Source organism: Colwellia sp. RE-S-Sl-9 (assembly GCF_048296855.1).
Classification (GTDB): domain Bacteria; phylum Pseudomonadota; class Gammaproteobacteria; order Enterobacterales; family Alteromonadaceae; genus Pseudocolwellia.
The window spans coordinates 4,307,261-4,325,444 of sequence record NZ_CP182631.1; the positions used below are offsets into that span (position 1 = coordinate 4,307,261).

15 protein-coding genes are annotated in these 18,184 nt (G+C 35.2%); 9 read left to right on the forward strand and 6 right to left on the reverse strand.

The genetic code is table 11. The features are described 5' to 3' along the window. Positions 1 to 16 precede the first annotated feature (16 nt). On the forward strand, positions 17 to 964 hold the full coding sequence (gene secF, locus ACM9HF_RS18805; protein ID WP_473613080.1) for a protein translocase subunit SecF: 948 nt from the start codon (positions 17 to 19) through the stop codon (positions 962 to 964). A 90-nt stretch (positions 965 to 1,054) separates the two neighbouring features. Here the strand turns inward: secF and ACM9HF_RS18810 are convergent, their stop codons facing one another. Further along, positions 1,055 to 2,257 carry a cyclic di-GMP phosphodiesterase gene (locus tag ACM9HF_RS18810; protein WP_473613081.1) on the reverse strand — a complete coding sequence of 401 codons (1,203 nt, stop codon included), beginning with the start codon at positions 2,255 to 2,257 and terminating at the stop codon, positions 1,055 to 1,057. Positions 2,258 to 2,504: 247 nt separating this feature from the next. Here ACM9HF_RS18810 and ACM9HF_RS18815 point away from each other — a divergent pair, with 247 nt between their 5' ends. Together ACM9HF_RS18815 and ACM9HF_RS18820 are read left to right on the forward strand one after the other, a co-directional pair. Continuing rightward, positions 2,505 to 5,045, forward strand: coding sequence for a TonB-dependent receptor (locus ACM9HF_RS18815; RefSeq protein ID WP_473613082.1), 2,541 nt, complete (start codon positions 2,505 to 2,507; stop codon positions 5,043 to 5,045). Positions 5,046 to 5,167: 122 nt separating this feature from the next. Next, entirely contained in the window at positions 5,168 to 6,772 is a 1,605-nt protein-coding gene (locus ACM9HF_RS18820) for a tetratricopeptide repeat-containing sulfotransferase family protein (RefSeq protein ID WP_473613083.1), read from the forward strand. A 105-nt stretch (positions 6,773 to 6,877) separates the two neighbouring features. On the opposite strand, the gene ACM9HF_RS18825 is transcribed toward ACM9HF_RS18820, so the two are convergent. Then, positions 6,878 to 7,216 (reverse strand): hypothetical protein, encoded by a 339-nt coding sequence (locus ACM9HF_RS18825; RefSeq protein ID WP_473613084.1) that lies wholly within the window; start codon positions 7,214 to 7,216, stop codon positions 6,878 to 6,880. A 385-nt stretch (positions 7,217 to 7,601) separates the two neighbouring features. Between ACM9HF_RS18825 and ACM9HF_RS18830 the strand changes: the two genes are divergently transcribed. Both ACM9HF_RS18830 and ACM9HF_RS18835 read left to right on the forward strand, forming a co-directional pair. Beyond that, entirely contained in the window at positions 7,602 to 9,263 is a 1,662-nt protein-coding gene (locus ACM9HF_RS18830; RefSeq protein WP_473613085.1) for a beta-helix domain-containing protein, read from the forward strand. Between the two features lie 76 nt (positions 9,264 to 9,339). Next, positions 9,340 to 12,042 carry a TonB-dependent receptor plug domain-containing protein gene (locus ACM9HF_RS18835; protein ID WP_473613086.1) on the forward strand — a complete coding sequence of 901 codons (2,703 nt, stop codon included), beginning with the start codon at positions 9,340 to 9,342 and terminating at the stop codon, positions 12,040 to 12,042. A 71-nt stretch (positions 12,043 to 12,113) separates the two neighbouring features. On the opposite strand, the gene ACM9HF_RS18840 is transcribed toward ACM9HF_RS18835, so the two are convergent. From ACM9HF_RS18840 to ACM9HF_RS18855, 4 genes are read right to left on the reverse strand one after another with little or no spacing between them, the layout of a single operon-like run. Continuing rightward, entirely contained in the window at positions 12,114 to 12,743 is a 630-nt protein-coding gene (locus ACM9HF_RS18840; RefSeq protein WP_473613087.1) for a PqiC family protein, read from the reverse strand. Positions 12,744 to 12,768: 25 nt separating this feature from the next. Beyond that, positions 12,769 to 14,418: an intermembrane transport protein PqiB gene (gene pqiB / locus ACM9HF_RS18845; RefSeq protein ID WP_473613088.1), complete on the reverse strand. Its 1,650-nt coding sequence runs from the start codon at positions 14,416 to 14,418 to the stop codon at positions 12,769 to 12,771. Further along, entirely contained in the window at positions 14,411 to 15,025 is a 615-nt protein-coding gene (locus ACM9HF_RS18850; RefSeq protein WP_473613089.1) for a paraquat-inducible protein A, read from the reverse strand. The genes pqiB and ACM9HF_RS18850 overlap by 8 nt, the downstream gene beginning before the upstream one ends. Beyond that, positions 15,022 to 15,648 (reverse strand): paraquat-inducible protein A, encoded by a 627-nt coding sequence (locus tag ACM9HF_RS18855; protein ID WP_473613090.1) that lies wholly within the window; start codon positions 15,646 to 15,648, stop codon positions 15,022 to 15,024. The genes ACM9HF_RS18850 and ACM9HF_RS18855 overlap by 4 nt, the downstream gene beginning before the upstream one ends. Positions 15,649 to 15,886: 238 nt before the next feature. On the opposite strand from ACM9HF_RS18855, the gene ACM9HF_RS18860 reads away from it, so the two are divergent. From ACM9HF_RS18860 to ispF, 4 genes are all read left to right on the forward strand, one after another. Further along, complete coding sequence (locus tag ACM9HF_RS18860; RefSeq protein WP_473613091.1) at positions 15,887 to 16,504, forward strand: hypothetical protein; 618 nt, start codon at positions 15,887 to 15,889, stop codon at positions 16,502 to 16,504. 83 nt (positions 16,505 to 16,587) lie between these two features. Then, the gene (gene ftsB, locus ACM9HF_RS18865; RefSeq protein ID WP_473613092.1) at positions 16,588 to 16,908 is read left to right on the forward strand and encodes a cell division protein FtsB; all 321 of its coding nucleotides are present in this window, start codon (positions 16,588 to 16,590) and stop codon (positions 16,906 to 16,908) included. A gap of 2 nt (positions 16,909 to 16,910) precedes the next feature. Next, complete coding sequence (ispD, locus tag ACM9HF_RS18870; RefSeq protein WP_473613093.1) at positions 16,911 to 17,681, forward strand: 2-C-methyl-D-erythritol 4-phosphate cytidylyltransferase; 771 nt, start codon at positions 16,911 to 16,913, stop codon at positions 17,679 to 17,681. Beyond that, positions 17,681 to 18,163: a 2-C-methyl-D-erythritol 2,4-cyclodiphosphate synthase gene (ispF, locus tag ACM9HF_RS18875; RefSeq protein WP_077338201.1), complete on the forward strand. Its 483-nt coding sequence runs from the start codon at positions 17,681 to 17,683 to the stop codon at positions 18,161 to 18,163. Before ispD ends, ispF begins: the two co-directional genes overlap by 1 nt. The last annotated feature ends 21 nt before the right edge of the window (positions 18,164 to 18,184 follow it).

Here is an 18,184-nt window from a genome sequence, read left to right on the forward strand (position 1 = left end):
GAGCGAAGAGTTAATTATGCAAATTTTCCAATTAAAAGAAACACTCGCTTTTATGCGTTACAGAAAGGTAGCATTAATATTTAGTTTATTATTGATGTGTGCTTCGGTATTTTCACTTTTTACCAACAAGTTAAGTTTAGGATTAGATTTTACTGGTGGTACGTTAATCGAAGTTGGTTTTAAAGAACCGGCTGATTTAACTAAAGTTCGTGATGTACTGGATAAAAATGGTTACAGCGATGCTGTTGTTCAGCTTTATGGTTCAAGTAGAGATGTTGTCATTCGCTTGGCTGAACGCCAAGGTGTTAAAGTTGAATTATTAGGTGACCAAGTACTTAACACAATCAAAGAAGGTACTGGTGTTGAACTCGACATGAGACGTATTGAATTTGTTGGTGGTAGTGTTGGTGACGAGCTAGCAGAACAAGGTGGCTTAGCTATGCTTACCGCCTTAATTTGTATTTTAGTTTACGTTGCATTTCGTTTTGAATGGCGTTTCGCACTAGGTTCTGTAATCGCTTTATTTCACGATGTATTGCTAACGTTAGGTTTATTCTCTTTCTTGAAAATAGAATTTGATTTAACGGTATTAGCGGCAATCTTGGCGGTTATTGGTTACTCCCTCAACGATACGATTGTTGTATCTGATCGCATACGTGAAAACTTTAGAAAAGTACGTGATAGCAGCGCCTCTGAAATTATTGATATTTCATTAACGCAAACATTAAGCCGTACGTTTATTACTTCTATAACTACTTTATTAGTATTAGCAGCATTGTTCTTTAGAGGCGGTGAATTGATTCATGGCTTTGCAACTGCATTATTATTTGGTGTGTTTGTAGGTACTTATTCGTCTGTATATGTAGCAAGCTCTGTTGCATTGGCGTTAGGTATTTCTAAAGAAGATTTAATACCTGAAGTGATTGAGAAAGAAGGTGAAGATCAAGAGGCGATGATGCCTTAACCGTCTTTTAAATTAGCGTTTTGTTAATTAAAGTCATTAATAAAAACCAGCATTTTTGCTGGTTTTTTGTTTTAAAGGCTAAGGGAAGGGTTAACCAATAACTTCTCGGATCACTTTTGATATATTAATTTTATAGTCTTCGGGTTTTGCAGCAGCGCTAATGGTTATTGCTTCTTTATCTAAAAAATATTCTTTAGAGGTAATGCTTCGTTCATATTTGGTACTATAAAAAGCAATAACGGTTGGTTCTAAAGGCGCTTCTCTGTTCCCTTTAATAATGACAGCCAATGTTTCATTCGATAACTTAACTACCGAACCAACAGGGTGTACGCCAATATATTTAATAAATTGCTGTACTAAAGTTCGATCAAATTGTTCATTTTTCGACATTAAGTACCTTAAGGCGTTAATAGGTTGCTCGCCTTGTTTGTGATGTTTGTTTCCCGTCATTGCATCATAAACATCTACAATGGCTGTTATTCTTGCAAGCCGAGATAACTTACAAGCATTTAGTCCGCGAGGGTAGCCAGAACCATCAAGTCTTTCATGATGGTTAATCATCATATCGGTTGTTATTTTATTGCTTAAGCCTTGCGAGTGGCAAATTTTATGACCCCAAGTAAGATGCTTTCGCGTGAGTTCTTGTTCATTTGGGGTTAATTTTCCCTTTTTATCTAAAATTGTTTTAGGTATTTTTGCTACACCTACATCATGTAGTAAAGCACCAATCGCTATTTGTGTTGCTGCTTCTTTTTTCAACCCTAAAAATAATACAAAACCGCACATTAAAATGGCGCTATTAACGGCGTGTTCCCATTGATAAGTACTTTTGTCTCTAATTCTTGTTAATATTGATATAGCGTATTCGTTTCTAATGATTGAATTTGTAATTTCTTCAGCGAGTTGATTAATAGCGGTTATATTAATTTTTTTATCCGTGTTTATGTCGTTAAATAAATCTTTAATGGTTTCTGTGGCGTTATCATATATTTTACAAGAATGATGAAATTCCTCGGCGACAGATTTTTGTTTATGAAGTGTCTTTTTAGAGGAGGGATGCGGAAGAGTTTTTTTAGCGACAGTAATGTTTTCAGCTGGAGGATTCAGCGATTTATCTTCCCTAATAACAATGCTTGTAACGCCTTGTTTTTTTAATTGGTTAATAATATCGTTAGATTTTACTAAGCCTTTCGTTTTAATTTTAAAAAAACGTTTTTCACATTTTACATCTAAAACGTACATGCCGAGTTTTAATTCTTCGACGGAAATAGTACTCGACGATATTTCAGGCATATATGCTCTTTATTATTATTATTTTTATTGCTGTATTTTTGCGCACTTTTAAAATAGATACAATAGAGTTCGTTCAGAAGAGAAAATTATGTGATTTAATTGATAAAAATATCTACAATCTGCTACAAAGCTACCTTATAGTGTGGTTGTCATAAATTAAAATAATAACAATTACGTTTAACTTAGTTTTTATGCGCTTTATCGTAAATTATAAGGCGACAAGAATTATAAAATACCAAGGGAAATTATGATTAATAATACTCCATTATTTAAAAAATCAGCTGTTTTTTTAGCCTTAAGTTCAACCTTTCTCATTCCAAACTATGTTATCGCTGAAGAAGCTGATAATACTGAAATGCATGGTATTGAGCGTATTCAAGTTACGGCTTCTCGTCGTGCTTCATCAGTTCAAGAAGCTCCACTAAATATTACCGCTTTAGATAGCGATGTAATGAAAGATCAAAATATTGGTAAATTAACTGAAATCGCGCGTTGGGTTCCAGGTTTATCTATACCCGACCAAGGTGGTCGTGGTGGTAATAATATTATTGTTCGTGGCTTAAGTACTAACTCTACAGGCCCTGATTCAGATGGTGGAACCGTTGCTACTTACTTTGGTGAAATGCCATTAGAGGTTGATGTTCGTTTAATTGATGTTGAACGTGTAGAAGTACTTATTGGGCCACAAGGTACTTTATACGGTGCAGGTACTTTAGGTGGAGCATTACGTTATATTCCCAAAAAAGCAGAGCTTGACGTAACGAGCGTTGAGCTTTCAGGCGATTTATTTAACGGTGCAGAGTCTGATAACCTTGGTGGTGAAACAAGCTTTATTATTAATACACCACTTATTGAAGATGTTTTAGCGGTTCGTGCTTCATTTAATTATTATAACGACCCTGGCTTTATTGATTACGCTTACACGGTAAAAGAAGGTGGTGTATCTAACCCTGATCCTGATTGGAATAATCCGCAAGAGGTTAACGATAATATTCGTTCCGTTAACGATGCTAACGGCGAAGAAGTACTAACAAGTCGTATTGCATTACGCTGGACTCCTACTGATTGGTTAGATGGTACATTAACTTATCTTTATCAAAAAAGTGAAGTTGAAGGCCGTACCGTATCTAATTACAAAACTTTAGGAGCTGGAAACCCCTTAAGAGATTTAGTAGGAAAATATGAGTCAGCCGAACGTTATTTAGAACCTGAAGAAAACAAAGATTCATTAATTAGTTTAGAGCTTACTGCTGATTTAGGCTTTGCTGAACTTGTGTCGGCAACTGGTTTTTCAGAGCATAAAAATGAAGGCCAACGTGATCAAACCGACTTATTAATTGCGAACGATTGGAGCTATGAGACTTTTCCTACTTTTTCGGCTTTTACTCGTGAAACTGAAGACTATGATAATTTTACACAGGAAGTGAGATTGGTGAGCCAATCAGATTCTATGTTTTCTTGGATTGTTGGTGCTTACTACAATAAAGATAGTGGTGAGGCATTAAGTGAAGAATATACTCCTCATTATGCCGAATTTGCGGGTTCAGATCGTGCTGATGATTTAGAGTATTTACAATACACTGATGAAGATGTTGTTGAAAAAGCATTGTTTGGTGAAATGAGTTTTCAATTTACAGAGAAATTTAATGTAACTCTAGGTGCTCGTTTTTATAAATACGATATAGATACAACTTCTGCATTTACATTAGGGTTATGGGATTGGGAAAGAGATTTAATAGGTGATTCTTTAGTATTTGATCCTGAAGCTATTGATGATGATGGAAATAAAGTACTTATTAATACATTGAGTGACGGTGACGGTAGTTTATTTAAACTAAATGCTAGTTATAAATTTACGCCAGATATTATGTTGTATGCGACTATTAGTGAAGGTTTTCGTTTAGGCGGTACTAATGGTATAGCTGCTTGTCCTGAAAAACTTGTTGCAGGACAACAATATGTTTGTGCAGAACCTGAAGAATTTGCTTACAAACCCGATTCTACCACTAATTATGAATTAGGTTTTAAAAGTACATGGTTTGACAATAAATTACACTTTAATGCAACGCTATTTAATATAGATTGGGAAGATGCCCAAGTAGGTGGTGCTGCGACTGAAAATGGTGGTTTGCCTTATATAGCTAATGCAGGAACGGCTAATAGTAAAGGTATAGAAATTTCATCTAGAGCTATGCTTTCAGATAACCTTACTGTGTTTATAAGCTATGCGTATGCAAAAGCTAAATTAACAGAAGATGTTGTTGGTTTTTTTGGTCGATTAGAAGCAGGAGATCCCGCTACAGATGAATACTCTATTTTAACTGGTGATCGATTACCCGGAGCGCCAGAGCATCAATTTTCTTTCGGTGTTAATTATTCTCAAGAAGTGTTTGATAATAAAATGCTTGATATTGTTTATGGTATTACGGCACAGAGTGATATTTACTCTTCAGCAGGATTAAGAGCTGAAGGTGAAAGTTTACCTGGCTATGCTTTAAGTAATTTATCTGCAACTCTTTCAGATGATCAATGGTCAGTTACTTTATATGTAGATAACTTATTTAATAAATATGCTTATTCGTCAACTCGAAGTACAGGTAAATTTGCAGGGTATTATGAGTTTTCTAATACCTATCAAGATGGTGATATAATTAATGGTGTCGAAGTTGAAGATGTAGCTAAGGTTATTGACAATGAAGCCACTTTTGATCAATACCGCGCGTACTCTCACTATGTTGTAGCGCCTCGTACTATTGGTATTAAAGTTAATTACTTATTTGATTTGTAATTTAACACACCTTACATAGCGTTTTACTTATTGTATAAAAGCATTCTGTTTTTTAAATAGAATGCTTTTTTCTTTTCAGTAAAATGATCGTTCTATTAATAATTTAACCGTGATGATTTCATATGACCCAAAGCATTAAACAACTTCATGAAAAAGCGCAACAAGCGTTAAGTCATAAACAATATCAGCAAGCCCATGGTTTTCTTATTACTCTTTTGCAGCAAGATAAATACTTTGCTGATGCGTATTTTTTATTAGGGATTATTGCCTGTGATCATCATAACCATGAAAAAGGTATTCAGTTATTTGAACAGGCTCTTAAGCTTGAAGAGCATAATGCAGAAAAGAGTGCTAGCCATAAAATAGAATATTTATCACAACTTGCAAAGTCATACGCACTGGTAAGCGATCCTATTAAAGCTAATCACTTTGCAGATTTAGCTTCTGAACTTGTATCTAATCAAATAAAAGTATCAGCATTAACACTTGATACATTAGGTGTTGCATACAGCAAAATTGGCTTACATCAAAAGGCTATTCCGTTATTTCAACAAGCAGTAAAACTTGATATTAACAATGCTGCTTATTATTTTAATTTAGGCGTATCGCAAACTTTTACAGGCGATTTCACTAGTGCTCAAATATCACATGAAAATGTTATTAAGTTAGACCCGTCTTTTAGTAAGTCGTATACCGCGTTGAGTTCATTAGGTGGTGTAAATACAAAAACGTATAATTTACCTAATATGCTATCGTTGTTTGAAAACGTTACACATCCAGATGAAAAACTGCATATTGGTCATGCTATTGCCCGAGAATATGAAGCACTTAACGATTACGACCAGTCATTTAAATACTTAAGCTTAGCGAAGCAAGCCAAGCTTGATTCAATCAGTTATAACTTTGCTGATGATGAAGCGATGTTTGATAGTTTATTTACGGCTTTTGGTAAAGATAAAATCAGTGTTAAACCTTCAGTAAAAGGCTTTGATAATAACGAAGCTATTTTTATAGTAGGTATGCCTAGATCAGGCACTACGCTAGTTGAACGCATTTTGTCTCAACATACAGAGGTAACAACTGCAGGCGAGCTTGAGTACTTTTCTTTATTAGTCAAAAAAATGAGCAAATCATCAAGCCAACGTATATTAGACAAAGACACTATTGAAGCAGCCCAAACTATAAATTTTGAAGCCTTAGGTAAGGCTTACATTGAAAAAACACGCGTGCTAACAGGCAACACCCCTAGATTTATTGATAAAATGCCATTCAATGTTTTATATGTAGGTTTTATTTTACAAGCACTACCTAATGCCAAAATAGTGTGTTTAGACCGAAGTCCACTCGATACTATTATGAGTAACTTTAGGCAGTTATTTTCAGCCAATTCATACAACTATAATTATGCTTATAGTTTATCCACTACAGCGCAATATTATGTACTATTTAAGAAGCTTGCAGAATTTTGGGTAAATAAATTTCCCGATAATTTTTATCAAGTTAACTACCAAGAGTTAGTTAATGAGCCTGAATTAAAAGCAAAAGAGCTGATTAATTTTTGTGGTTTACAGTGGCAGGAATCGTGTTTATACATAAATAGCAATACGGCACCCGTAGCAACAGCAAGCGCGGTACAAGTTAGACAACCCATTAATAATAAATCTATCGATAACTGGAAAAAATACAAAAAACATATAGAACGAATTAAATTGAATTTAAAAAGTTAATCTGAATATAAAATTACGTTTTTCAGTATTAATAGGTAAATGTTAATTCTTTATGGTAAGAAGCAGAGTACTTCTAATATCGAATTACTCTGCTTAAATTGTTTTTTAGTTAACTAAAGTCATTGTGCGGAGGTAATCAGCTATACCATCTTTACATCTAGCTCCATCGTCTTCCCCTTTAGCCTCTACAGGATAAACCTTAACAAGATTCCTATTTCTTTGAGCTGAAAGAGCTCTTAAATAAATGGGACCAAAATTGTCATCATCATAATCTTTAGTGAGTACATCTAGCATCGTGCCATCATAACTACTTGTTGCAACTATAGTGATTCCATTAGCTCCAGGTGTAATCGAGTCAATGTAAGCTTCACACCAATGAGCAGCACTTACGTTAACAGAAAAAACAAATGTTGCAGCGACAGAAATCATAGATAAAAACTTCATAAATATTCCTTATTTCAAGAGTGGTTGATTTTCCAACTACAATTTATCGACTAGTTATTACAAAAAGATTATAGAAATATGAATTGGATTCTTGTGGTAAATGTTGCTGTTGCTTTAATGGTAAAGCTATAAATTCATGAAAAGTAAAATTTATATAGTTATGAATGACACATTAGATATTAACTGATTTTAAAAATTAGTTTTTTGAACGCTTATATAGTTGTTAACTAATACCTTATTAATCAACATCTTCAGCAGGTTTGTCATATTTTTGCAACTTTTCCTAAATAAAAAATACATATTTCTAAAACATTTCTGTCATTTTTCATCCGTACTATCTTCGCAACTTTATTATCAATCTTTAAAATTCCTGCGGAGCAGAAAAATGCAAATGAAAACTTTATTCCAAGTAAGTGCTATAGCAAGTGCGTTGATGTTAGTTGGTTGTGGTGGCGATATTAATATTCAACCTACAGTTAATGATAATAGCGTAACAACAACTACAACAAACAATAGCGGTGGTGGTGAAACTCCTACTACTCCGGTTCCAGCTGAAAACCCTTGTGCAAGTCGTGGCGACTTACAAGGTGCATTTAACGGTAAAGACTGTGAGTACAGCACTTCATTTGCAAGTAAAAATATTGAAATAGAAAACGACATTGAATTTGCTAAATTGGCTGACGACGGTGTGCACGTACTAAACGGTGCCTTATTAGTGGGTAAAGATTGTAATACAACAACGTCTTGTTCTATTGAAACTAATGGCCCTACATTAAAAGTTGAAGCAGGTGCTACCTTAGCATTTACTTCAGGCGAAGCGATTATTCGTATCGCTCGTGGCGCTAAAATTGATGCTATTGGTACATTTGAAGACCCAATCGTATTTACTTCTGCCAATGCCATTGCTCGTCATGATGCTGTAGGCGATGGTGCTCAATTTGCTGATTGGGGCGGAATTATCATTAATGGTTTTGGTTTAACTAACCAATGTACAAATGCACAGCGTGCTGCTTCTACTTGTAATGTAGAAACAGAAGGAATTACGAGCTACTTTGGTGGTAACGACAATGCTGATGATAGCGGTTCAATTAAATACGCTAAAATTTGGTATGCGGGTTCAGGTCCTAAAGTAGGTGGCCCAGGTGATGATTTAAACTCATTGACTTTAAATGCTGTTGGTTCAGGTTCTTCTTTTGACTTCTTACACATTCACCAAGGCTATGATGATGGTATCGAATTTTTCGGTGGCGCATCTACTATTAGTCACATTGCTGTAACAGATACACAAGATGACGCAATCGATATTGATGGCGGCTGGCAAGGTAAAGGCCAATTTATTTTTGTTAAACACGGTTCTGTAGAAACGAAAAAAGAAGTGGTTATTCCTGCTGATGGTGATGATCCAGAAAGAATCGTTCCAGCAGGTTCAAAAATATTTATGGGTAACAACGGTTTTGAAACTGACGGCGAGAAAAACGGCGGCGCAGATTACGATGAAGCTCCAGCGTCTAACCCAACTATTGCTAACGTAACGGTTATAACTACTGATGAAAAATCAGTACGTGACCAAAGTTCTTCTCAAGCAATTAAATTTGATGATGCTATTAAGTCAATGTACTACAACGCATTATTTGTTAAAGCAGACGGTGCAAACGGAACCGCTTGTATCGAACATTCATCAGATGGTGAGAAAAATGCCGATGCAATTAAATTTACTAGCTCTGTAATGACATGTGCGAATGAATTTAAAGGCGAAGCTACATTTATGTCAGGTAAAGAACCTGCAGCGTTAACAGGTACTGCAAAAGCTGATTGGTATGACAACGCAGGCTCTAGCCAACGTTTAGCTACTACTGCTTCTGTATTATCAAATGATTTTGCTACAGATGTAGACTCTGCTGATATCACAGTAACAGCAACTGATGTAACAACATTAGATGGCTTCTTCCAATCTGCAACTTATGTTGGTGCTGTTTCAGATGCTGATACTAGCTCTAACTGGTACAAGTGGGTTGAAGCTGCTGTAACGGCTGCAGAACAAGATTAATCAATCTCTTTAACACAGCAAATAGGCGCTTAACAGCGCCTATTTTTTAGATGATTAATTATTGTGGGATAGAAAAATGAATATTCAATATAAACTAAAAACAGTTAGTTTAGCAGTAAGCCTTGGTTTAATGGCAACAACATCAACAACACTTTTTGCAGAAGAGCAAAACAGTGAAATTGAAGAAGTTGTAGTTAAAGCAAGTCGACTACAAGGTAGCGCTGCAGCAGTTGTTGAAGAAAGAAGAAATCAGGCGTTTGTTGCTGATATTTTAGGCTCAGAACAAATGTCTAAAACGGGTGACAGTGACGCGGCTTCAGCACTTCGACGTGTAACAGGCTTAACATTAGTTGATGGTAAATTTATCTATGTACGTGGTTTAGGTGAACGTTATTCAAGCGCACGTTTAAATGGCGCAAGTATTCCAAGCCCTGACTTAACGCGTAACGTTGTACCTCTTGATATATTTCCTGCAAGTATTATAGAAAGCTTGTCGGTTCAAAAAGCGTTTTCTCCATCAATGCCAGCTTCTTTTGGTGGTGGCGCGATTGATATTCGCACAAAAACAGTACCTAAAAACTTTACAGGTAGTATTGAACTAGGCGTAGGTTACGACAGCGAATCAAACTCTGGTTATACTTATGATCGCCACGGTGGTGGTATACCTAAAGCATTAAACGAAGCTATTGTTCATTATAAAGGTGATTTTAGCTTACGTAATATTATTGTTACCGACAATTTAGTAGACAATGACAATGCGTCGCGCGCTGATCAAGCAACGCTTATTAATAACAGTTTATTAAAAACACTACCTCGTGATTTAGTGATGAAAGATGAATCATTAGATCCTGCTTATAATATAAAAGGTAGTATAGGTAACTCATTTGATGAAGATTACTTAGGTGGCACCATTGGATTTTTAGCGGCAGTTTCGTACGATAAAAATCAAAAAAACACCAATAAAACATCATCGGTGATCAGTGAAAACTTAGTTGAAAACTGTAGCTCTGTTTTAAATACTGCAGAAGATGTGACTAACTCTTGTTATAACATTACTAAAACGTCTGATGTTACAACAGATAACAAGCGTTTAAGTGGTATTTTTAATGTCGGTTATCAGGTAAACGATCTATACGGAAACCATAAATTATTATGGTCTAACATCTATTTACAAGATGCTGAAGACGAAACCTCGATAGGTATTATTCAAAGCCCTAACGGAAGTACAATTAATACGATTGCAAGTAATGGTGTTGCTCAACGCGAGCACGAATTTACGTATGAAGAGCGCGAGCTTGAAATTATGCAATTTATTGGTGAGCATACTTTTCTTAAATTAAACGGTTTAGGTTTTGATTGGCAGTACACAGAGTCTGAAGCGACCACTGAAGTACCTACTGACATTGAATATAAGTTTATCGATAAATATGTTGATAATGCTTATGTTAGTTCGTCAATAACGGGTGATGACAACCGTATGGTATCGTCATACTTAGATTTACAAGATAATGTTAAATCGTATAGCGGCAACTTAACACTACCGGTTTACTTAACTGATCTTGAGATGGAATTTAAAGTTGGTTACGACTTCTCTGAAAAAGGCCGTTATTACAGTACCTCAAGTTTTGCTGTAAATAACGACACAGGTGTATCTATTCCGGTTAATACAGGTATAGACAGTGTTCTAAGCGCTACAGGGTATTTAACTGACGAACTTATTGATTCAAATAGTATTTTTGTTGACTTCAACGAACCATCTGCACCTGATGCTGATGATTACCTAGCAGGGCAAAAAATTGATGCAGGTTATGGTTCTTTTGATGTGTTTTATAAAGGTACTTGGCGTGTAAGTGGCGGTATAAGATGGGAAGAGTTTAAGCAAGTTTCTCTCGCAACATCTAGTTTGATCTTCAACGGCGACGATTTAAATATTTTCTTTTCAGAAGATAAAATTGAAGCGGGTACTATTAGAGAAGATGATTTCTTTTCTTCATTAGCGCTGACTTATATGGGCGGCGCAGACTACCAAATACGTTTAAGTTACGGTGAAACAGTTATACACCCTGATTTACGTGAAGTTGTACCTGTTGCTTACTTTGATCCATTAACGGATATTAGAACAGTGGGTCGTGTAGGTTTAGAAAGTAGCCCTATTTCTCATTATGATTTTCGTTATGAGGCTTATGGACAAAACGGCGATAACTATTCTGTAGGTCTTTTCTATAAAGATATTGAATCACCTATTGAATCGGTATTGTCTGTAGGCGACCAAGACTACACCTTAGGTTTTGTAAATGGCGAAGCAGCTAAAGTTTACGGTATAGAAGCTGAGTGGTTATATGATTTATCTTGGATGCAAGATGGTTTCTTTACTTCAGGTAACATTACCTTAAGTGATTCTGAAGTAGAAATAGACCCAGCATTAGCCGGTAACTTAACTAATACAACTAAACGTATGAATGGACATTCTCAATACGTTGTTAACTTACAAATGAATTATGATTCAGCTAATGGTAATCATAGTAGTTCGTTAGTATATAACGTATTTGGTGAGCGCATTCTTGCTTCTGGTATTAGTGGTTCAGACGATGCTTACGAGCAACCGTTCCACTCATTAGACTTGGTTTACACTTACTATCCAGACTTTAACTCTAAAGTTAAATTGAAAGTGAAAAACTTGCTTGATGAAGACCAAGAAGTTACACAGTCTGACATCGTTGTTCGTTCAAAATCGGTTGGTGTAAATGTGAGTTTAAGTTACACCTATGAATTTGAATAACGAATAATTACTATAGATTATTCAGGTTAAATAAAATCCAGTATCAGTTATTCTGATACTGGATTTTTTTATTAGGTTAATTCTTTAATGATTAAGCTTGATAACTCATCTAAAGAGTTTTTAAAGTTTTCTACAGCATGGTTATAACCATTTTCGCTCAGGGGTTGGCGAATATCAAAAAACGTTTTTTCTCGAGTATTATCCAATGTACTTTCAATTGTATAGTAACCAGAAATCACCGTTTCATGTTGCTGGTTGGCTATCGTAAATTGCTCAAACGATAGACTTAATTTTTTATTGGCTAAATGAGTGTTTTTTGAGTTTTTAAGATCGAAATATAGGTGGTTATTATTAGCTGATAGCGATGTTATTAAGTGAGCCAAAATCGCTTTTGGTAACTTGTCTCCCCAACGATGTTGGTTTGAAATTTGTATTTGATGAGAATCAACTTGCATCACTATACCTCCCGTATTTAAAAAGTCGGCGAGTGTAATATCGTTGATTATTACTAGAGTATCTTCTTGTGTTTTTTCAATATTTATTATTTTACTTGCTTGTGGTTTTATTGCATTTAATGAGTAGTATTGAATACCTTCATTCGTGTTTGAACATCCTAAAGTAAAAAGCGCTGATATTATTAAAAATGCATTAAAAGCCGCTTTTATTTGTGTACTACTTTTACTCTGTATATACGTTTTCATTGAGTAGACTCTCTTGTTCGTTAAACTATTGTTCAGCGGCTTGAGGCTGAATTTCTGTTGTATTATCGTTATTAAATATCAAACGATTAGGTTGTCTATTTAGCGTCATAATAAGGGGAGACAAGTTATTTATTGTTTTATCTAAGCTTTGTAATACCTCATTTAGCTGCTGATTAGTTTGAGAACCTTCAGAGTACGTTTTTGTTAGGCTTTCAATACCTTTTAACGTGGCATTAATTTGAGCAATAATTGTTTGGCCTTTTGGATCATTTAACAAGGTTTCAACGCGTTCTGCGGTTAAGTTAAATTGGTCCATTGACTCTGTTATGCTGGTTAAAGCTTTTGATGTAGATTTTACAATATCATTAAAAGGAATTTTTTCTATCGCTTTGGTAATGTTGTCTACTCGTGTCATTAATTGTTCTAATTCATCATCAGCGGTAGGAATGAGTAGTAAATCACCAAAAGTTTCAGGGGTTTCTAATGGTGTATTAATATATTTTAATTCAATAAATTTACTACCCGTTAATAAGTTATTCGTACTTATTACGCCATGTAAACCTTCAGATATCCTTTTTCTCATGTTTCTTTGGGTTTTATGTAAGCCTATTTTATTATCTTTAAGTCCTAATCTACCCGGATATATTTTGATCATTATGGGCAGTAGCGTGTTTTTGTCTAAAATATTAGTAATTTCAGGGTAATCTATGTCGGTTCTAACCACTTCACCTATATGTAATCCTTTATATTCAACCGGTGCACCAGGTTTTAACCCTCGTATTGTTTGGTTGAAAAGTAACATATAATTTTGACCAACGTTAAAGAGCTGTTCGTTTACCTTTTGTTTATTTGGGTAAATAGAAAATTCTGCACGTTCAGTTATGCGTTCGCCTTTTGTTAAATAAGTGGGAACATCAAATGCAACGCCACCGCCTAGTAAGGTTTCAATAGTACCAGTATTAAATTTAACGCCTTGGGCTGATAAATCGACATCAATCCCCGTAACTTCCCAAAAACGTGTGTTGGTAGTAATAAGTTGATCGTAGGGAGCTTCAATAAATACGTTGTAGTACATTTTGCCTTCTTGGGTGTTTAAATGAACATATTCAATACGGCCAGCTTGACTCCCTCTAAATAGAACAGGGTCGCCAATATCAAATGCATTATCACTACTGCTATCAAGCGTTATGTGTAAGCCAGGTGTACCTGCTGGAGTCGGTGGTGGGTTTTCTAAACCTTGAAAATGGTATCGTGTGGACTCGTCTATGCCAGGTGAAAATTCAATATATGAACCCGATAAAATTGTGGATAAACCTGACACACTACTTAAACTAACTCTAGGTTTTACTACCCAAAAATTACTGTCTTTAGTAAGTAATTCACCAACTTTTCTGTTGAGTCTTGCACTAATAATAACGCCATCTAAATTGTTATTCAGCTTTATATCTACAACTTTACCTACTGTTATATTGCGTAGTTTAATTAAACTTTCATTTTTGCTAATACCTTGTGCAGTAGCAAATTCAATGGTAATTAATGGGCCTTGTTTGAGCCATTGATCGACTACCATCCAAGCTCCTATCGCTAGGGCTATTAAAGGAATAAGCCATATAGTTGATATTTTGTTTACCGACTTTACTTCAGCTTTAGGAAGTTCGTTTTTTTGCTCAATCATGAGTAGCCTCAAAGGTATGAGATTGCCAAATAAGGCGAGGATCAAAAGTATTTGCCGCTAGCATAGTCATAACCACAAAACCTGTAAATGCAACAGCAGCAAAGCCTGCTTCAATTTTTACAATAGCGCCCATATTAACGAGTGCCACTAAAATAGATACAACATAAATATCGACCATCGACCATTTACCAATAAATTCAATAATACGAAATGAACGATAAGCCGCTTTTCTTGATTTAAAGCCAATATAGGTTGTTTCATAGCATAGCCAGCTTAATGCGAAGAGTTTTCCTAATGGAATAACAATGCTGGCAAAAAATATAATTAAGGCAACAAGGTAAGAATGACTTTGCCACAATAAAATAACACCACCGAGTATCGTGCTTTCTGTTTTACTGCCTAAAACTGTGGTGATCATCATAGGCAAAAAATTAGCGGGAATAAAAAGCAAATATGAGGTCGCCAGTAATGCCATAGTATGCTGAATACACTTAGGGCTTATTTGGGAAAGATGTGCATGGCATTGATCGCAATATGAATCAGATGCTGAATTTAGTGTTAAACAAACAGGGCATTGGCATAGTTTATTATTTTTAGCTGTGATCATGCTGCTTCCTTAGTTTGTTTGCTTTTACGTTGGTATAGCGACCATAACTGATACCGATCAAAATAAATAAAAGTGCTTGATAAACTAATAATAAACAAAAGATAAAAAAGTAAGGCGTAACCAAATTCTATGTACGCCATAGTTTGTACTTTTATAAAGCTAACTAAAATGCTGATAATAAATATTTCGGCCATATTCCACGGTTTAAGCAGTACCGTTAGTTTTAAAATAGGGTTAGTAAAAGGGAGCATTTTTGGAGTTTTAAAAGATAATGAAATATAAAGAATACAGAGTAAAAAGCACAACGGAATAATAAAGGCGGTAAATGCTAATAAAGCAGATATAAGTATATAAGTAATATTTTCAACATTTTGTATAGACTCAATTAAAGTGAGTGTTTTTTCATCACCATGCAGGCTGAAAATAATAAAGGGAAAATTTAAAGCAAATGCTAAAAATATTAAAGCTGTTACCGCACTTACTAATAGTTTTTCTTGAGCGTGCCTATAAAAGCGCGTTAATACATAGCCACAGCGGGGGCACTTGGCTTTTTCTCTATGTTTAAGAGGTGGTATTAACATGAGTAAATCGCAGTCGTGGCATGCGATATGACGCTTTTTCATTATTATTACAAACAAATTCAAGGTGGTTAGCTAGTTGTTGTAGCTTAGCTATAATTTATATTATTTTCCACTATTTCAAGTGGTTAGTTGCATTTAAATCGTGTGTTTTGTTTGTTTAGCGCATTATCTTCAAACGTCTAACCTTATTTAATTAAACTGATATAAGTCGATTTATCTTTTGCGATCAATGAAGTATGCTTAAATATCATTCATAAACGTTATAGTATTTAATCATTATATGACCGAACAGGTTTCTCTTTGGAAAAGCGAACAACAATCATCAGACTTTGCTGAGCTTTGTAATGCTTTATATGAAAGAGAATTACATGCACTTGCAAATATTGATGCTATGTCCGTTGGATTAATTCAAGGTAAATTAAAAAGCTTGCCTTATTATATTCAATGTACCGCACGACAAATGATGCAGGCATCAACGCCGTTAACCTTAGATATTCAAAATGCCAGTTGGTCAGCTAAACAGGGCGCTCATATGCCTTTATCTGATCAAGACGAAAACACGGTAAATCAATGGTACGCTAAAATTACGTTAAAACATGGACTAGTTGTTCCAATTGTTCATGATAACCATATAGCACTTGATTGTATTGACAGGATAGATGCGGAAAAACAGCGTTTTAGAACCAACGTACACGGATGGTTTTACTTTAACAAAGCACTACCTGAGAGCGACTCAACGTATCGATTATTAAAACCTAACAAACGTGTTATGACGGCTGCTTGTGCAGGTCATTGCTGGGTTAATAATCATAAATCTATTCCTGTTATGCCAACCCTTAGAGAATTACTTTTATCCTGTACTATTAATTGGCGTAATTTCAAACAACCTATTTCCTAATAACTGTAAAATATATTTAGCCATACTGAGTTAATTCCTTATAATAGTGCAATGCTTAAGGATTTGTGTATCAGCCAGCTTTTATGAGAGCAATAATCATTATTTTGTTAATATTTTTAGCCTTATTACAGCACCGTCTGTGGTTTGGAAAAAATAGTGTGCCTGATTATTTAGCTATTGAGAGCGATGTCGCTAGGCAACGAGCCGATAACGACAAGCTTATACAACGTAATAAAGTGCTCTACGCTGATACCGACGATTTAAAATCAGGTGTTGAAGGAATAGAAGAAAGAGCGCGAAATGAATTAGGTATGATCAAAGAAAACGAAGTGTTTTTTCGTATTGTTTCTACAAACAAAGCAAAAAGGCAATCAGCCGAACATTCTCAAAAGGATACTCAGTAATAATGAGTTCACCTTGTCAACAATTTGTTGTTGTAGTTCCCGCTGCTGGCGTTGGTAAAAGAATGCAGGCGCAATGTCCTAAGCAATATCTTACTATTGAACAACACACTATTTTAGAACACACCGTTTTTAAATTGTTATCTCACCCCCTCATTACACATGTTGTTATTGCCATTAGTAAAGGCGATGAGTATTTTCAAGACACAGCATTACCTTCGCATCCAAATATCTCAGTAGTACATGGTGGGGCTGAGCGTGTCGATTCAGTATTAGCGGGCTTACTCTCAATAAATAGTAACCATTTTCCTTGGGTTATGGTGCACGACGCTGCAAGACCATGTGTTGATTTAGATGATATATCGGCACTTATCGCACAAACACAAATTAACAATTGTGGTGGGTTATTAGCTTATCCTGTTCGTGACACCATGAAAAAAGCTCAATCGGTGAATGTTCAAGCTTTTCATCAAGTGGAACAGACCATAGAACGCGATAATTTATGGCATGCATTAACTCCTCAGTTATATAAAACGAATGAATTAATTTCAGCTATTACACAGGCTTTAAAAGATAAGATAGCTATAACTGATGAATCATCTGCCATAGAATATGTAGGTTTAAATAGTTTATTAATTGAAGGTAATGGCCATAATATTAAAATTACTCGGCCTGACGACTTAATGTTAGCGAATTTTATTTTGTCTCAACAAACTAAGCCTGTTGATTTAAGCGTTAACAAAGACTCTCATTCAACTTCACAAAAGGTAAAATAATGCGTATAGGACATGGTTTTGATGTACATAAGTTTGGCGGTGAAGGTCCTTTAGTATTAGCGGGTGTAAGTATTCCATACGAATTTGGATTTATTGCACATTCAGATGGTGACGTAGCTATTCATGCCCTATGTGATGCTATTTTAGGTGCCTTATGTTTAGCTGATATAGGCAATCACTTTCCTGATACCGATGGACAATACGAAAACATATCAAGCCGAATTTTATTACGCCATGTTGTAGGATTAATGCATGAACAGGGTTACGAGCTTGGAAATGCTGACATAACCATAGTTGCTCAAGCACCTAAAATTGCGCCTCATTTATTAGCAATGAGAACCTGTTTATCTGAAGATTTAACTGCTGAAATTTCTCAAGTGAATGTAAAAGCAACCACCACTGAAAAACTAGGCTACGCCGGTCGTAAAGAAGGTGTAGCGGTTCATGCCGTTGTTTTACTAACACCTAAAGCTAAATGTTAAACCTAATAAAACAAACACAGA

What these genes read in the sequence shown, in the direction of transcription:
- secF (WP_473613080.1), top strand. Translation starts at nt 17, where the DNA reads ATGCAAATTTTCCAATTAAAAGAAACACTCGCTTTTATGCGTTACAGA.
- ACM9HF_RS18810 (WP_473613081.1), bottom strand. Translation starts at nt 2,257, where the DNA reads ATGCCTGAAATATCGTCGAGTACTATTTCCGTCGAAGAATTAAAACTC.
- ACM9HF_RS18815 (WP_473613082.1), top strand. Translation starts at nt 2,505, where the DNA reads ATGATTAATAATACTCCATTATTTAAAAAATCAGCTGTTTTTTTAGCC.
- ACM9HF_RS18820 (WP_473613083.1), top strand. Translation starts at nt 5,168, where the DNA reads ATGACCCAAAGCATTAAACAACTTCATGAAAAAGCGCAACAAGCGTTA.
- ACM9HF_RS18825 (WP_473613084.1), bottom strand. Translation starts at nt 7,216, where the DNA reads ATGAAGTTTTTATCTATGATTTCTGTCGCTGCAACATTTGTTTTTTCT.
- ACM9HF_RS18830 (WP_473613085.1), top strand. Translation starts at nt 7,602, where the DNA reads ATGCAAATGAAAACTTTATTCCAAGTAAGTGCTATAGCAAGTGCGTTG.
- ACM9HF_RS18835 (WP_473613086.1), top strand. Translation starts at nt 9,340, where the DNA reads ATGAATATTCAATATAAACTAAAAACAGTTAGTTTAGCAGTAAGCCTT.
- ACM9HF_RS18840 (WP_473613087.1), bottom strand. Translation starts at nt 12,743, where the DNA reads ATGAAAACGTATATACAGAGTAAAAGTAGTACACAAATAAAAGCGGCT.
- pqiB (WP_473613088.1), bottom strand. Translation starts at nt 14,418, where the DNA reads ATGATTGAGCAAAAAAACGAACTTCCTAAAGCTGAAGTAAAGTCGGTA.
- ACM9HF_RS18850 (WP_473613089.1), bottom strand. Translation starts at nt 15,025, where the DNA reads ATGATCACAGCTAAAAATAATAAACTATGCCAATGCCCTGTTTGTTTA.
- ACM9HF_RS18855 (WP_473613090.1), bottom strand. Translation starts at nt 15,648, where the DNA reads ATGAAAAAGCGTCATATCGCATGCCACGACTGCGATTTACTCATGTTA.
- ACM9HF_RS18860 (WP_473613091.1), top strand. Translation starts at nt 15,887, where the DNA reads ATGACCGAACAGGTTTCTCTTTGGAAAAGCGAACAACAATCATCAGAC.
- ftsB (WP_473613092.1), top strand. Translation starts at nt 16,588, where the DNA reads ATGAGAGCAATAATCATTATTTTGTTAATATTTTTAGCCTTATTACAG.
- ispD (WP_473613093.1), top strand. Translation starts at nt 16,911, where the DNA reads ATGAGTTCACCTTGTCAACAATTTGTTGTTGTAGTTCCCGCTGCTGGC.
- ispF (WP_077338201.1), top strand. Translation starts at nt 17,681, where the DNA reads ATGCGTATAGGACATGGTTTTGATGTACATAAGTTTGGCGGTGAAGGT.